Consider the following 16,701-nt stretch of genomic DNA (forward strand, 5'->3'; position numbering starts at 1 on the left):
TGCAGTGACAAAAACACCAGTGCTTTTGAAAAGCTTTGTACATCTAAAAAATTACGTGTTGTTATGCCGAATACTAACAAAACACCCCTATTCGATTTTTTTGAGATCGATGCTTCTTTTGAAGCTATAAAAAGCTGTACAAACTACCCTGAAGGTTTTTTCTATGAAATTTTTGTGATAGCAAAAACAACAGCGAACAAAGAAATTAGAACGGAATGCACCAATATTATCAAAAAACAGGCACCTGAGTACTTTCAAACGGCATTTAAGAGCCGTAAAAAGATAAGTCAAAAAGGAGGTGTGAAATCGGTTGATTCTAGATTGGTTGCGATGTTGGAATACGGATTACTTTCTGATGAATTAAATCTTTTTAAACTACACTCGTTATTATTCAAAGAACCCGAATTAGGGCTCTTCAATTTCACAAAAAACTTTTTAGACCGTTTGGTAGAACACCCAAGTATACTAGGCAGATTCAACGGAATACAAAAGCTAGAAATATCATTAAAGAATGAGGGCAATGCATATACTACAATTTTAGAAGCACTAACTCATCTCACCTCTTTAGAGGCACTAGAAATACAGGCAGATTTTGAGCAATTGCCTGATGAACTAGGCAACCTTACCAACCTAAAGAAAATGAAGCTTACCATGCCATTTTTAAAGGAAGTACCTGCTTCAATAGGTAAATTAAAATCACTGGAAGAATTCACCTTTAAAGGCAATTACTCTTTTGGAGGCGATGATTACAATACTTATTTAAAAGATTTCAATTGGCTTGCTGACCTTAAATTTTTAAAAGAATTAAAGTTACAAAATGTAGGAGTGGAAGATTTGTCTGTAGTTGTATTTCCACCCACATTGAACAAGATAGATTTGTATGGTTTAGACGAGCTAACGGCGTTGCCACAGGAAATGAAAAACCTACCAAAATTAAAGAAATTCAAGGTAGTTTCTAACCGTTTAGAAACCTTACCTACAGGATTTGAAGCAATGCCAGAGTTGCAGCTGTTTGAACTTATAGCTCCCAAAATAACAACCATTTCTGCAGATTTCTTTTTTGGTTTTGAGTCCAGACCAAATTTGATCACAAAAATTGGCAACCGTAATATAGACATTGCCTCAATGACCGAGAAATCTAGCCGAAAAGAACTGAATTTAGATACACCCAAACTGCTAAATTATGTATTGGACAATGCGGAGTTTTTTCCAGAATTGACAACCATCTCAATTAATTGCGAAGCTCCGGAAAAAAAGCACAAGAATACCTTGGCAGCGTTTAAAAACCTAACCAGCATTACTTATAAACTAGTACCCAACTTAGATTGGATTTTTGATGGGATAAATGAATTGGAAACAATAGAAAGTGTCTGCCTGTATAAAAACACTTCTTATGCCACACCTGTAGGCGAAGCACCTAATACGGCAATAGTACCCAAAGCACTTTCTAAAATTGAAAAACTAAAGCAATTCACCGTTCAGTTCGAGAACTATTTGGAATTAAACACAGATGCACTGCCCAAACATACAGAGCAGCTGACCATAAAAGGCTTAAAAGGGATTATTCCTGGAAAAACGAAACGCTCGGCAACTCAGGTAAATGTTGAACATACGCCCGTATCAGATTTAAAAGCATTTTATGATGTGATGGATGCTCAACAGATGGACTTAGGTAAAAACAACTCATATATAGCAGGCGAATCGAAATTCGCGTTTCTTAAAAATCCGCAGAGCATTAAAAAATACGAGTATACCGGTCCTGCCAAAAATATTGCAGAGCTGCTAAAAACTTGTCCTAATTTAGAATATCTGTTTGTTGAGTTCCCAGAAGATAAACCAGAATTCTACGAGGGACTTTCTGGATATGAAAACTCAAAATTAAAATCTCTACAACTCAATAATTATAAGGGAGATAGTGCTTCTTTACAATTGGTATTGGAGCAAACTCCTAATCTTGAACATCTAGAGCTAAGGGATTGCACGGGAATTCGTGATTTTCCAAAGGTAAGTCTGAACAAGTTAAAAATACTTGAACTATACAGTTGTGATGTACAATCGATGTCAGGCTTAAATGTGCCCCAAATAAGAGCGTTTAAAATTAACTTTTGCGATGATTTTGGTTCAGAAGCCATAGAAACGATTACGCAGTGGAAAACCCTAAAATTCCTTTGGTTAGAACATATATCAAAAGAAATGAAAACCTACCCAACTGCAATTGCCAATCTCTCTTTAGACACTCTTTTAATTAACGGCAAATACAGCAAAAGGAAAATACCACATTGGATCGGCGCTATGAAATCGCTACGTGTTTTAGGGATAGAAAATTTTACACAAAACACACTACCTAAAGAATTGGCAAAGCTTACCCAATTGGAAGTATTGAGTATCACCGGTTGCGATTTTCAAGAGCGTATATCAGAGGAATTTAGACAGCTACATTTAAAAAAACTGATTTATTGGACCTCTAAATTTTCAGGTAGTAATATGAAGTTTGAACTATACGAGCCTCTTGTTGGCAAAGGTATAACCCTAAGATATTTTGATGATGATGACAAAATAAAACCATTTAAACTTGGATAAAATGAACATCTAAAGAACAATGAACAATCTCATTTTTGAGATATAAAATCACGTAATAACATTAATGAACATTAACCTTAAAAACTATCTTATGAAGAAATAATAAATTAGATTACGATGGACAAACAAGAATTATTAGGCAAAGAATTTAGTAACCTGTATGCAATTAACAAACAGGTAAGCCATTATTTTAAAAATAGCGACCTGAGCTTTTTAGACGAACATAGACAGCAAACCGTAAATAATTACATAAATGCCAATCTTAAGAATGAGGAATTGGTCACCAAAATGTTACGCTTATTAGAGGTAAACCCAGGCAATACCGTAGATTCCATAGTAAATGAAATTACCGAGAATTTACATGAGATAAGCCTAAAAAAAACCGACAATAAAGCATTGAACGGCTTGGGGTATATGATGTCTTTTAATAGACTATTAAGCTATCATAAAGCAAATGTGGTCAACATTGATTTTATTTTGAACGAGCTAGATTTAAGCTAAAGTAATAACAGCTTACACTGCAATATTACTCATCATTAAAATATCGTTCAAATTTTTTGAAATCAACGGTTTTGAAATAAAATCGCGAACTAAATCATATTGTTTTGCCCGCTTAATTTCATGGTCTCCATAATGTGAGCTTACTATAAAAATCTGAGGTTTGTTTACCAGCGGTAATTTTGAGAATTTATCCAAGAATCCCCACCCATCCATAATAGGCATATTAAGGTCCAATAAAATGATATCGGGCATTCGTTGACCTTTGTTTAATTGGGAAGTTAAATTGGTTAAAGCTTCATCACCATCCTCATATACAAGAATGTCAGCGCTCACAAAATTATTATGGTTCAAAAGAATTTTAGTACCATAAACACAAATTGGATCGTCATCTATAATACAAACTGTATCAATTTTCATAGCTAATAATATTCGTTAATCCCTGGGGAAATTTAGTTCTTAAAATTAACAGGATTTAACTTACAATAAAATTTTGATAGTTGCTAATAATTTCTACAATAAATTACATAAACCACAGCATTTCAAAACTTTACCATTATTAATTATTCAATATTAAACGCTAAAATTTTGTTAAAAAAATTAAAAACTAACACATATTTTTTGAAACGATAAATAACATAAGCAAAAATTTAAAATATGATAAAAATACTTGTATCACTATGAAATACAACTATGTAACTAAAAACAATGCAATAATAACCGAAAATACATCCTGCAAAAAATTAATATTAATCTTTTAAACTACTACTGAAATGAGAAAAATTAGCATCATCCTTTTATTCAGCCTTTTTGCGATCAACGCTTTACAGGCACAAATTAATTTAGAACAAAAGACAGTGACCGTAACCGGTAGCGCCCCTTTAGAAAAAACAATTATTAAATACAGGGTTAAGGCTACCTTAAGTATGGATCAAGTCTACTATGCCGATACACGAGTGGAAAACCTAGACCAATTAAGAAAACAATATTATCAAGAATTGAAAGCATTGAACATAGATACCTCTAAATTTCAAGAAAAAGAGATGGAGTATTTTTCTTTAGGATATCAACGCGACGGTACCATTTTATACTATGAAACAGATTCTAAAGAGCTAGCCATGAAATTACTGAAGACAAATTTGTTAGGGGTTCAATTACAATTTCAAATAAAACAAAATGTTTCACCTGAAAACAATAAAATTGCACTCAATGCCGCATTGGAAAATGCCAAGGCATATGCTATGGAATTATGTAAAACAATAAACACTGATTTAGGCAACATACACGCTATTAGCAGTAATTCTAATTATAATGACGATTGGACCAGTTATTATGCAGACTACCAAGAGCAATTAACGGTCAACGTAGTGTATGGTATGAATTAATACTTTTGTGCTTAATGTACCAATGGGCTGTTATACTGGGTGTAACAGCCTTCTTTTTATTAGATTATCAACAAAAAAAACCAACACCAAAATTCATTGGCATTGGCTTATTTCAACTCTAATTTATTCTAAACTCGCTGTAAAAATCGCAATTAACTTTAGTTTTAATTTAAAGTAATCATCAATGTTATTTTAAGTTAATCGGTTTTGCCGGCATAGTTTGTATATCTACGTCAACATCTAAAATTTTAGCTATGGTTGGTGCAAGTTGATCGGTATAAAGTTGTCCATTAACTGCTTCCCCAACAGGTTTTACATTTGGACCTAAAATAGCCAACCATGTATGTTGGGCTCCTTTTACATTGCTACCATGACTTGTCCATTTAGAATCTTCAAGAATACCAGATCCCCTACCATGGTCCGTAGTGATTATAAAATAGGTATTATCCTTATAAAAATCGTCTTGCTGTACGTATTGCCATAAATCCGCTATTAAAGCGTCAGTATTATGTAATGATTTCATGTAAAAATCAAACTTGCCGCCATGTGCAAAATCATCCGTTTCTCCATAAGATATGTATACAACTTTAGGATGGTTCTTTTTTACATATTCTTTTGCGTAATGGTGGGTAAACACATCTAACCGTACACTTTCCCAAATAATTGGCGCTTGATGTTGCATTTCATTTAAGAATATCTCCCTACCACTCAAATCTCCTTGGGCATTCATATACCCGGCATTTACGGGGATTCCGCTCCTTTTATCATTGATGATAAAAGGAAAAACGTCCCAACTGGCAAAGGCAGCAACCTTACCAGTATACCGCACTTGTTTATTTGCCAATTCTAAAACCGTTACATTCTTATTGTAGTTTTTGTCGTTACTATCAATATGGGCATCATCTGCCTTACCTGTTAAAATTTCATTATACCCAGGATAGGAAAATAACATTTTATTAGTGAGATCAACTTTACTGCCTTTGGTCCTATTGCCGTACAATTGACCATCTTTGGCAATGGTATTCCAAAAAAAAGGCATGATTTTCTCCCTACTTTCTTCAGGTGAACTACCTGAAAACATTTCATTTAATAGCTCTTTGTCCTCTGTATAGTTACTCTGCACCAATTCCGTATCTAAACCATGATATACATCTTGCCAACGTACACCATCTAACGTAATTAAAAATACATTAGCGGTCTTATCAATTTGAGCCGTTGCCCCTAGCCACATAAATAGCACGGCAACCAATAATATTCTCGTTCGTATTTTCATCATCAAATTAATTATTCGTTTTAAATGATTCAGTTTTTGACCAATCACTCCAATTTAAATGTTGGTCCCTATAGCGTACTCGCCAATAATATTTGGTATTCGGTTTTAATCTTTTAGTGGGTTCATCGGTTAAGTTATCGTTTTTTTGCCTGTTTTCGCCGTAGTACCAATTTTCAGATTGTTTCCAACTATCCAGAGCCAATGTATCAAAATCCTCTGTTGTGGATATTTGCCAATGTGATGCCGCATGATAGGCATCTTTAAAGGAACTTTTAAAAGGTTGCGCCTTTAACATTCCGCCAGTATACTCCACCGCACCATTAAATGCAATAGCTATTGGAGTTTCCGGTTGATGTGATTTGGCATAAATGACAATTTCATCCGTTTTTTCATTGTCCCTATACAACTCTTCATTTCCTCTACTGATTCTTTTGATGGTGAATTTTGGATTCTCATGATTACCATCAACCTCTACCATAACAAATCCGTATTCATCTTGGGTAACACTGAATTCATCATAGTCCCTACCCTCAAACTCACCCCAATTATCAATAGCACCACCTGCGGATGCCACATTGATCCAAAGATGTTTATGATCCTTTGACTGCCCTCTAGAATAGCCATGGGTATGTCCAAAAAAATGCAAACTAGGCTTACCTGTTTTGGTGGTAAATTCCTCTAACATTTTTACCACCTTACCTGAAGATTCTTCTTCACCGGGAATCCATAATTCAGATTTGTGCGGATGGTGCAATTGTGCGAACACAAAATCTATTTCCTCATTCTTAGCCGTCTCTTCAAGCAATGATTTCAGCCAAGCAAATTGCTCACGACTATCACGGTATCCTTCATTTGAATTAAGGCCGATAATTCTGGTATTGCCATAATCTTTGTACCACCAATGCTCTGCATATGCGGGTGTACCATTTTTAGGCAAACTAAAATATTTAAAATAATAGTTTGCATTTCTTTCATGATTACCCAGTACAGGATACACAGGCACTTCTGAAAAAAGTTTTTGCGCAGGCTTAAAAAAGTCGTTTTGCCACTGCTCGTACTTTGCACCGTTCTCCACCAAATCTCCAGGTATTAAAACCATTGCTAAATCATCTGGCGTAGTATTGCCATATTCCGACTTCAAAAAGGGCAGTATACCTTTGTTTACAATTTCATTGAACTTATCCGGATTTTGGTGATCAATCTGCATATCGCTCATAGCCAAAAAATTGAACGACTCATTATCACTTGCAAATGGAGGTGTCTTAAACTGATAAATATCTGACACCAACTTATCTGTTTTCACACGATAATAATAGGTAGTAAATCTTTTTAGTCCCGTTAGTTTTACCTCATGAATACGAGATGGACCAAAGTTGATATCCTCAGCACCACCTACCGCTTTTTTACCCAACTTAGGTGACGTACCAAACTCAACCACGCTTTCTTCTCCCAAAGAAGTCTCCCACATTACCGTAATTTCAGTAGGGTTCGCATCTTGCAAATAAGGCTTAACCACAAATACCGATGTCTCTTGGGCATATAAGGCAACACCACAAAAATAGGTTGCCAAAAAAGTAAAATTCAATAGTTTCATATGTCATTAATTATTAACGCCATCTAGCGCATGTTCTAAAATTTGTATTGCATTCTTTAATTCAGTTCTAGTAATGGTCAACGCTGGAGCCAATTGAAGCACATTACCTGCGGATACCTTAAAACTCAGACCATTTTTAAGGCAATTGTACATAACCTGTTCAGCTTTTTCCACTGCTTTCTCCTTCGTCTCCCTATTGGTTACCAACTCAACGCCCCATAGTAATCCACGACCACGTATATCGCCTATAAGTTCGTACTTTTCCTTTAAAATGGTCATTGAAGTACACATTGTCAAAGAATCTCCCGCAACCTTATGCAGTATTTTTTCCTCTTCTATAATTTCTAAGGTCGTCAATGCCGCCATGGCACCTAAGGGACTTTTTTCATGGGTATAATGCCCCAATGAAATGTCCGGGAAGGTATTATACCTATCTCGGGTAACCATACAGGCCTGTGGAAAAATACCACCGCCCAAACCCTTGCCCAAGCAAAGAATATCCGGTTCTATACCGTAATGTTCAAAAGCGAACATTTTTCCGGTTCTGCCCAAAGCAATGGGTATTTCATCTAAAATAAGAACAACCCCATACTTATTGCATAATGCACGAGCCGCTTTCCAAAATGTAACCGAAGGCAATTGAACGTCCGTATTGCGAACCGTCTCTGCGATAAAAGCACCTATATCACCCTCTTTAGCAAATACATATTCCAAATATTCCAAGCATTTAGCCTCATCACCTTCAAAAATACCCCTATAGGTCACAGGTGGAGGTATTCTTTCTACACCTGGCATCATTGGTCCCATATATTCCCTAAAAACAGCTTCTCCACCAACACTGATAGCATCTAAAGATGCGCCATGAAAAGAGTCCCAAAACGATACCACTTTAAATTTACCGGTAACGGCGCGTGCCAATTTTAAAGCAATACCTACAGCCGAACTCCCGTTTGGAGTCATTAAAACCCTATTTAAATCCGATGGAAGCAATGAAGCCAGCTTTTCCGCAAATTTTATAGCAGGTTCATTCGTATATCTCCTGGTAGAAAAAGACAGCCCCTGTAACTGCTCCGTTAAGCGCTTTACCAATTTTGGATGTGAGAACCCCAGTTGATGCACATTGTTACCATGAAAATCTAAATATCGCTTACCGGATATATTCTCTATATGTGGACCGCTACAATTACCAAGCACATCTAAACAAGGCGTAGACAAAGCTTGATGAAAAAAGTAACGGGCATCTTTTTCCAATAACCTTAAAGTCTTTACATCGGTAATACCATCAATCCATTCATTTCTGGCATGGGTGTTATTTATATCTCCTTCGGTACGTTTATTCTGCAATGGATCATGTTTCATATTACGGTCATTCAACATTATCGTGCTTTTAAAAAATCCGTAGATAAAATTTGATTAGGCGTTTTATCACCTTCAATATAAACATCTAACCAACCGTCACCACCGCCATTGAACCAAAGTACCTCAACGGTGTGACTACCTTTGTCCATTTCAATACTTCCTGTTTTTGTTCTTACGCCATGGTCCCCGTCATTATCTACAATCAATTCACCATCTATGTACAGCTTACTACCATCATCTGATCTTACTGCAAAATTGTAACTGTCTTCATGTTCTATTTTGAGCATACTCTTAAACCTGAACAATGTGTTTGCTTGTATATGCTGACGAACTTCTTCCGATGAAAATTCAAAAACGGTTCCCCTAGCATCCGGTTTTCTATTCCCTATTGATGGAATAAAGGAAAGGTCGTTCAAATGAAAAACCTCATAAGAAACAGGAGCTTTAAGCGATGCTGGTTTTATCCTAAAAAATGCTTCGGAAACCCCACTGCTCAACTTATCAGCAACAAATATGGCACTCTTTACCACCGTATTTTCTTTTAGAACTATGGACTGTGTAAAGGTGTTGGATTCTTTCGTTGGCATTGCACCATTTAGCGTATACCTAATTTCACCGTAGGCATTTGGGTTTTCTAATACTAACTGGGCCTCCTCATTGAACAAGCCCCCATCTGCTGCATAGCCCTTTGCCGGTCTATTTAATCTTGGTTTTTTCAACTGTACCAAAGTAGGGTAATCATCTTCCACATTTTCACCCTCAAAAGCCTCAAGTACAGGTCTACCGATCCATGCACGTGGTGTTTTAATTTGTAGGGCGTGTGCAACAGTTGCAGCATTGTCATATTGGTATACCGGATATTTTATCCTATAATCTTTTTTTATACCCTTGCCCCAAAGAATAAAAGGTATTTTAATTTCTTCCATAGATTCGCCACCATGGCCTTTGCCCTTACCCCCATGATCAGAACTAATGATTACCATAGTATTATCTGCCATACCAGATTCTGTAATGGCCTTCATAATTTCCGCCAATAATAAATCTGCCTTTTCAACCGCATGGTAATACTCTTTTGTACCGTGCCCAAACTCATGACCAGCGTGGTCAATATGATCAAAGTGGACAAACGTAAATAAGGGTTTTTCTACTTTGATATAACTACTGGCGTTCACAGCAGTTTCTTCCTCGGTAGCGGGATTTTCATCAAAATCTACCGCATTTTTCTCAAATAACCGTCCAAAACCTCCCCAATGATAAATAGCTCCAATTTTTTCCGATGTTCTTTGCTCACGAATCAAATGAAAAATACTGGGAAACAAAAAAGGTTCGCTTTGTGTAACCGCAGGTAAGGTAAGATTATCTTTTTCCCAAGCATTAGATGTAATACCGTGTTGTTCCGGTCCGGCACCCATAATCATAGAAGCCCAATTGGTACTTGAACTTGTGGGTAAAACTGCCCTTGCGTGCATGGTTGAAGCACCCTCTTCTATCATAGTATCAAAAGTAGGTGTATCAGCATTTTGGAGTCCGTCTGGACTCAACCCATCAAAACCGATCACCACAACATGGGTAGTTTCAGAACCCATTTTATCCAACTTGTCATAATCACAAGACCATAGGGAGGTCATCCCTATGGTCAGTGTTATAATTGAAGTGTACTTTTTAACCCTTTGCTTAATCAACATCCCACCAAAGTTTGGTATTAATATCATCGGCACCCATACTTTGTACAGCGGCATTGTAGTTTTCGCTGTTCGTGGATTTCACCGAATTTGGATATTGAAAACGTACCGGAACCATACCATCGTTAACAGCATCTGGTCCTGGAATTACTTCTGGCATTCCCGTTCTTCTCCAATCTGACCATCCTTCAAAACCGGTATAGAATAACGATATCCATTTTTGAAGCGCAATTTTCGCCAAATTATCATCTGTAGCTTCAGTTAATGCTACAGCATCTTGACCAACATAAGCCTCAAGATCCGTTGCTTGCATAGCATTGGCAATATCTGACCATCCGCCAGCGGCAACTCTTTCTGTATAATATGCAAATGAAGCTCTAATTCCGTTTTCATAATACATAGCTGCATCGCCAGAAGAAATAAATCCTCTTTCAGCAGCTTCTGCCAAAATAAACTGAAGTTCAGAGTAGCTCATTATAATAGTATGTGAAGCCGTAGCCGAAGCCTGCTCTGGGTTACAGGCTCTACATGCTAAAAGAATACCTAGTCTAGAGATGAAATTTGAGCCGGACTCATCTGGGTTTCCAGAGGGACTATATCCTAATGCCGCTTCATCATCCAATCCATTGGGCATACCTACATAATCATTAAAATCTTCAGAGAAAATACCTTTATCAGAATCTGTGGTTGGCTGTGCAAAAACATATAGTCTATTATCGTTCAGATCCTTTAAACGGGCTTCAAGAGTTTGGCTTAATCTCACCTCGTCAAAACTACCGCTACGGGCGTCATATTTTGGTTGTGGGTTATCAGAATTCCACTCTACAAAAGCCATATCTTCATTACTTTCAAAAATTGGATAGGCAGATGGGTTACCCGTTATTTGAGCCATACCCGCAACTGCGGTAGCATTATCAACATCACTGATACGCATTAGCAAACGCAACCTCAATGAATTGGCAAACTTTCTCCATTTTTCAATATCACCATTATAGATGATGTCACCAGATATATTGCCAGCTCCCGTTAAAACGGTGTTCGCAGTTTCCAAATCTGCCAAAATACCAGCATAAATAGAGCTTTGAGCGTCAAAAGCAGGAGTTACGTTACCATCTTCAATACCACTGGTAGCTTCAGAATAAGGCACATCACCATAGGCATCGGTTACGTAAGAATAAATCCAAGATTTCATTACCAAGGCAACACCATAGTAATTTTGCGCCTCTTCATTGGTCTCCGTATCCCTAATGATATTTTCCACATCGCGTAAAGACGCATATGCATTGTCATAAGGGTCACCAGACGGAGACCAGTTATAGGTATCGCCACTGGTAAACTGCAACCTAGCGCCATATTGTACCACGGTAAAACCTTCTTCCCAACCTTGGTTTCCCCAATTATAGGCCATTTCTCGTTGTACGCCCGGCAATAAAAGTTCTGGTTGTGCAGAAGCCGGATAGTTAGGATTTATATTGATTGTTTCAAAATCTTCGGTACAGCTAACCGCAAGTACCAAGGATATTAGAAGTAATAGTATTTTTTTCATGATTTCTTTATATTATTTAGTTTTCGTCAATTAGAAATTAACCTGTAGGTTAAAGGTGAACGAACGCGAACTTGGGTAACTCATGTTTTCTATACCCGGTTGCAACGTACCCCCGGAAACACCAACCGTTTCTGGATCAAAATGAGGGTTGTCCGTCCATAGAATCAGGTTTCTACCAGTTACAGAAATTCTAGCATTGGTGATCGGTAATTGATCGATCATTTTTTGCGGAAATGAATATCCTAATGAAACCTCTCTAAGTTTGGTATAAGAAGCATCATACTTTGCCGCTTCTACATTATCCCTTTCATAATATCTGTTATTGAATGTTCTAGCATCTACATTTATTGTGTTCGGAGTATATACAGGGTTCTCTGCCGATCCCGTATTTATAACACCTTCTGCAACAATTCCGGTTTCCCTTCCTTCTAAAGTTTCTTGCAGTTGCCCAGAAGTACTACCAATAGTCTTAGTTCTAGATACGACTATTCCGCCCTGTCTAGTATCTATCAAAAACCCTAGATCAACATTCTTGTATTTGAAGGTATTTTGTATACCCAAAGTAAAGTCTGGTGCATAATCACCTTGGTATACCAAATCATCTGTACGTTCTGGAATACCTTGATTATTAATGATCATTTGCCCAAAGTACTCACTAGTTTCATCTTCTACTCTTTGAAAACCTCTACCATAAATAGCACTGATAGAACCTCCTTCACGAGCTTGTATATATGCTCCGTTAGCCTCGGTCAACGTAAATTGGATATCATCACCCAAATCTTTCACCTCACTTTTATTAGTGGCAAAATTGAAGGTTGAGCTCCATTTAAAATTATCCGTTAACACTGGAACAAAGTTGGCAATAGCCTCAAAACCGTAGTTACGAACTTCGCCCGCATTGATCAACTGACTGCTATAACCACTGGCAATATCCGTACTAATATTTATGATCTGGTTTTTGGTAGCGCTATCATAATAGGTCATATCCAAATTAATTCTACTTTGTAGAAAACGCAGGTCCAGACCAAATTCATAAGAGCCGGTTATCTCTGGTTTTAAATTTGCATTTGGTATCAGCGAAGATTCTGTCAATATGGGTGTAGAACTATCAAATTGAGTCTCATTTTGGTAAAAACTACGTAATCTATACGCATCGGTATCATTACCTACCTCAGCATAAGCGGCCCTTACCTTGGCAAACGTTACCCAGTCTGGCATATTGAACATATCACTGGCAATGGCACTTAATGTAACCGACGGATAGAAATATGAATTATTACCTTCTGGCAATGTACTAGACCAGTCATTTCTTCCTGTAATGTCCATAAATAATACATTGTCATAGCCAAATCTGGCATAACCGTATAAACTATTGATGCGCTTTTCACTGTTGTTAGAGCTCACTTGCACCGCCTGTCTACTATTGTTAAATGAATACACCCCAGGATTGATCAACTGTGGAGCTACACTTTTTGTAAAGTCTTGCTTTTGACGTAATTGGTTTCCACCTGCGGAAATATTTAAATTAAACTTTTCTCCAAAGGTTTTATCATAGCTCAACAAGAAATCAGAGTTACTTTCTTCAAAGAAAATATTATCTTCTTGGTATGTTCCAAAAGGAAAACGCTGCGTACTGAACGCTCTTTTACGAACCCTAAAATCTCTATAGAAATCACGACCGCTACGAAGCAACAACTTCCAGTTTTCACTAATGTCATAAGTAAGGCTTACATTACCGAACATACGATCCTTATCTTGCGCATTGGTATTTTCATACATAGTAAAATAAGGGTTATCATGATAATTGTAGTTGTAGTTAAACTGCTGTATACCCTCTAGACCAGGTTGCCAATAATCTCTAAGGTTATTGGTATTCAATTGGCGCCCGTACCAAATGAACAGGTACATGATACTTTCCGTACCGTAACCTACTGCAGGTCTATTGTCACTATCTGTCTTTACGTAATTAAGATTGGCATTTACCTTTACTTTATCCGATACATTCATGGTTCCGGAAAAACTTAAGGTATTTCTATTGAGATCAGTATTGGGCAATGTACCTTCTTGATCTAAGTTCTGAAATGATAATCTCATGTTTCCCATTTCACCACTTTTAGAAATGGCAATACTATTGGTCTTTGTAATACCAGTTTCAAAGAAATCTTTTGTATTATCAGGTTGAGACACCCATGGTGTAGGAATAATATCGGCATTACTGACCGAGGTGTCACCACCTCTGGTTCCATCTGTTCTTGGCGAGTCAAATTGTGCGATCATAAGTCCGGTATCCAATCTTGGACCCCAACTTTCATCAACACCATCGGCAATACCAGAACCACTGCCATCTACAAAAGAAAACTGTTGGTTGTTCCCTTGTCCGTACTCATTTTGCCAATCTGGCAGCATTAATACATTTTCTACGGTAATACCCGTATTAAAAGAAACACCAAGCTTACTACTTTGGGATTTCCCTTTTTTAGTTGTTATGATGATAGCACCATTTGCCGCTCTTGATCCATAAAGCGCTGCTGCAGCGGGACCTTTTAGTACGTTGATCGATTCTATATCTTGCGGATTGATTTCAGCTGCACCATTACCATAATCTACACTCTGCGTACCTGATCCACTAGAACCAACAATTTCATTACTGATAGGAGTACCATCTACTATGAACAATGGCGAGTTACCATTAATGTTCAGAGAAGCATCACCACGTATAGAAACCCTTGCCGAGCCACCCAATCCGGTTGGGCTGTTGGTAATTTGTAAACCGGCCACCTTACCGGACATACTGTTCAATAAGTTTGGCTCCCGTGCCTGAACAAGCTCGTCATTATCCAATTCTTGAGAGGCGTAACCCAAAGATTTTTTCTCTCTTTCTATTCCCAAAGCGGTAACTACAACCTCATCTAGTTGTTGAGAATCGGGCTGTAAATTTATGGTGCCCGTAATTTTATTCGCTGTATTATACTCCTGAGCAATATACCCAATATAGGACACCACTAAAATGTCATTTGAACCGTTCAGTTCAATACTGAAGTTGCCATCAAAATCTGTGGCCACCCCGTTCGTTGTTCCTTTCACTACTACAGTAGCACCAGGTAAAGGAACTTGGTTTTCGTCTAACACCTTACCCGTAAATACCGTTTGGGCATGTGCTACAAAACTTGCTAAAAACACAAGCATTGTAATTAATAATGTTTTTTTCATTTTGTTCGTATTTGTAAACTTTGGTTTGTTAGTTTAGCAAATATCTAAATGAAAATTCAATGACAAGCCTATTACACATTAAGCAATTGCAACCATTACAAGGCTAAAGTTAGCTTATGGTTAGTTAAACATTATTTACAAATATGCAAAATGTAAGTTTTATGTTAAGTCCCTGCACTATGGCTGATTACAGCTGTAGCACCTATCAAAAAACAATACATTTTATTTTTCATTATGTTTGTAGGAGAACACTTATCAATGGATGATTACCTTATTGGAATTGGCAAACGGATCAAAGAAATTCGTAAAAACGGGAGTTTGACTATTAGTGAAATTGCCATGCGCGCCGGAGTAACAGCAGGACTTATTTCTAGAATAGAAAATGGTAGAACAATTCCCTCTTTACCCGTACTATTAAAAATTATAAGTTCCTTGGATATTGAAGTGACCGATTTTTTTAGCGGACTACCACAATCTAACGGAGCCAATTTTATTGTTTCTAGAAAAGAGGATAATACCTTTATTGAAAAAGAAGACGATGCTATTGGATTTTCTTATTCGCTTATTTTTGGCAAACAGCTTAATAGCCTAGGTTTTGAAGTTGTATTATTACACGTACACCCCAACTCAAAAAGAGACAAGGTAAAGACCGATGCCTATGAGTTCAAATACATGCTTTCAGGTGAATGCTATTATATTATAGACGAAGAGGAGGTACTGATCAAAGAAGGAGATTCTATATTTTTTGATGGTAGAATTGCCCATGTCCCAGAAAACAGGAGCAACAATACGGCAATTATGTTAGTACTTTACTTTTTTATATAACCAACCAGAACATACAAATAAAAAAAACCACGATCAGTGGCTTTTTTTTATTTTATTTTCATCCTTTAAGATGGTAATAACAACTGCCTTAATTCGGTTAAGCTATCAAGAACATGGGTTGGGTTTGCACTTAATAATTGATGTCTGGTATGTGCACCAGTGGTCACCCCGATTGTAACCCCACAATTGGCATTTTTTCCCTCTTCAATATCGATTATGGAATCACCGGCTTTTAGCACCAGTTCTTCATCATGAACGTTAAGTTTCATCATTGCCTCAACGATCATATCTGGATTAGGCCTACCAAGAACCACATCATCTGCCGTTACCAAAACATCATACTGCTTGCCTTTGGTCCAATACATTTTATTTAATAATAACTGGGCGGTTTTACTATCATACCCTGTATTCAAAGCTACTTTAATGCCATTTTCTTTTAATGACAGTAACATCTGTTCTACACCTTCATAACTACCTACCTCTAGCTTATGGTATGCTTCATTAAGCAACACCTTAAAATCTTCAAAAATGGAAGCTGCCATTTCTGCATCAACACTACCGATGTCCGCTTTAATAATATCTTTTATTGCTTGATGTTTTTCTTTACCCGCACCATGTTCCAGCACAAAATCCAAGGTCAATTGAAAACCTCTCTCATTGATCGCCTTTTGTAAAGTCTTATATACCACATTGTCTTCATTGACAACAGTACCTGCCATATCAAATACGGCCAATTTAATTGTATGCAT

General features: G+C 37.1%; 12 protein-coding genes. 4 read left to right on the forward strand and 8 right to left on the reverse strand.

Annotated elements, in window-relative coordinates:
* The first annotated feature begins 63 nt into the window (after nt 1-63).
* Entirely contained in the window at nt 64-2,580 is a 2,517-nt protein-coding gene (locus tag VBZ51_RS01980) for a hypothetical protein (RefSeq protein WP_416575898.1), read from the forward strand.
* A gap of 117 nt (nt 2,581-2,697) precedes the next feature.
* A complete protein-coding gene (locus VBZ51_RS01985; RefSeq protein WP_416575899.1) occupies nt 2,698-3,081 on the forward strand; it encodes a hypothetical protein in 384 nt (127 codons plus the stop codon).
* Between the two features lie 12 nt (nt 3,082-3,093).
* Here the strand turns inward: VBZ51_RS01985 and VBZ51_RS01990 are convergent, their stop codons facing one another.
* Nucleotides 3,094-3,498, reverse strand: a complete 405-nt coding sequence (locus VBZ51_RS01990) for a response regulator (protein ID WP_074672327.1) — start codon at nt 3,496-3,498, stop codon at nt 3,094-3,096.
* 353 nt (nt 3,499-3,851) lie between these two features.
* Here VBZ51_RS01990 and VBZ51_RS01995 point away from each other — a divergent pair, with 353 nt between their 5' ends.
* A complete protein-coding gene (locus VBZ51_RS01995) occupies nt 3,852-4,463 on the forward strand; it encodes a hypothetical protein (RefSeq protein WP_416575900.1) in 612 nt (203 codons plus the stop codon).
* Between the two features lie 187 nt (nt 4,464-4,650).
* Here the strand turns inward: VBZ51_RS01995 and VBZ51_RS02000 are convergent, their stop codons facing one another.
* From VBZ51_RS02000 to VBZ51_RS02025, 6 genes are read right to left on the reverse strand one after another with little or no spacing between them, the layout of a single operon-like run.
* Nucleotides 4,651-5,739 carry a phosphoglyceromutase gene (locus tag VBZ51_RS02000; RefSeq protein WP_416575901.1) on the reverse strand — a complete coding sequence of 363 codons (1,089 nt, stop codon included), beginning with the start codon at nt 5,737-5,739 and terminating at the stop codon, nt 4,651-4,653.
* 4 nt (nt 5,740-5,743) lie between these two features.
* Nucleotides 5,744-7,330, reverse strand: coding sequence for a fibronectin type III domain-containing protein (locus tag VBZ51_RS02005; RefSeq protein ID WP_416575902.1), 1,587 nt, complete (start codon nt 7,328-7,330; stop codon nt 5,744-5,746).
* 6 nt (nt 7,331-7,336) lie between these two features.
* On the reverse strand, nt 7,337-8,689 hold the full coding sequence (locus VBZ51_RS02010) for an aspartate aminotransferase family protein (protein ID WP_416575903.1): 1,353 nt from the start codon (nt 8,687-8,689) through the stop codon (nt 7,337-7,339).
* A gap of 17 nt (nt 8,690-8,706) precedes the next feature.
* Nucleotides 8,707-10,374 carry an alkaline phosphatase family protein gene (locus VBZ51_RS02015; RefSeq protein WP_416575904.1) on the reverse strand — a complete coding sequence of 556 codons (1,668 nt, stop codon included), beginning with the start codon at nt 10,372-10,374 and terminating at the stop codon, nt 8,707-8,709.
* Entirely contained in the window at nt 10,364-11,917 is a 1,554-nt protein-coding gene (locus VBZ51_RS02020) for a SusD/RagB family nutrient-binding outer membrane lipoprotein (RefSeq protein WP_416575905.1), read from the reverse strand. The genes VBZ51_RS02015 and VBZ51_RS02020 overlap by 11 nt, the downstream gene beginning before the upstream one ends.
* Nucleotides 11,918-11,947: 30 nt before the next feature.
* On the reverse strand, nt 11,948-15,127 hold the full coding sequence (locus VBZ51_RS02025) for a SusC/RagA family TonB-linked outer membrane protein (protein ID WP_416575906.1): 3,180 nt from the start codon (nt 15,125-15,127) through the stop codon (nt 11,948-11,950).
* Nucleotides 15,128-15,385: 258 nt separating this feature from the next.
* Here VBZ51_RS02025 and VBZ51_RS02030 point away from each other — a divergent pair, with 258 nt between their 5' ends.
* Nucleotides 15,386-15,952, forward strand: a complete 567-nt coding sequence (locus tag VBZ51_RS02030; protein ID WP_416575907.1) for a helix-turn-helix domain-containing protein — start codon at nt 15,386-15,388, stop codon at nt 15,950-15,952.
* Between the two features lie 65 nt (nt 15,953-16,017).
* Here the strand turns inward: VBZ51_RS02030 and VBZ51_RS02035 are convergent, their stop codons facing one another.
* Entirely contained in the window at nt 16,018-16,701 is a 684-nt protein-coding gene (locus VBZ51_RS02035; RefSeq protein WP_416575908.1) for a phosphonatase-like hydrolase, read from the reverse strand.

Origin of the sequence: Maribacter sp. HS, from assembly GCF_048059195.1 — a bacterium.
Taxonomy (GTDB): Bacteria; Bacteroidota; Bacteroidia; order Flavobacteriales; family Flavobacteriaceae; genus Maribacter; species Maribacter dokdonensis.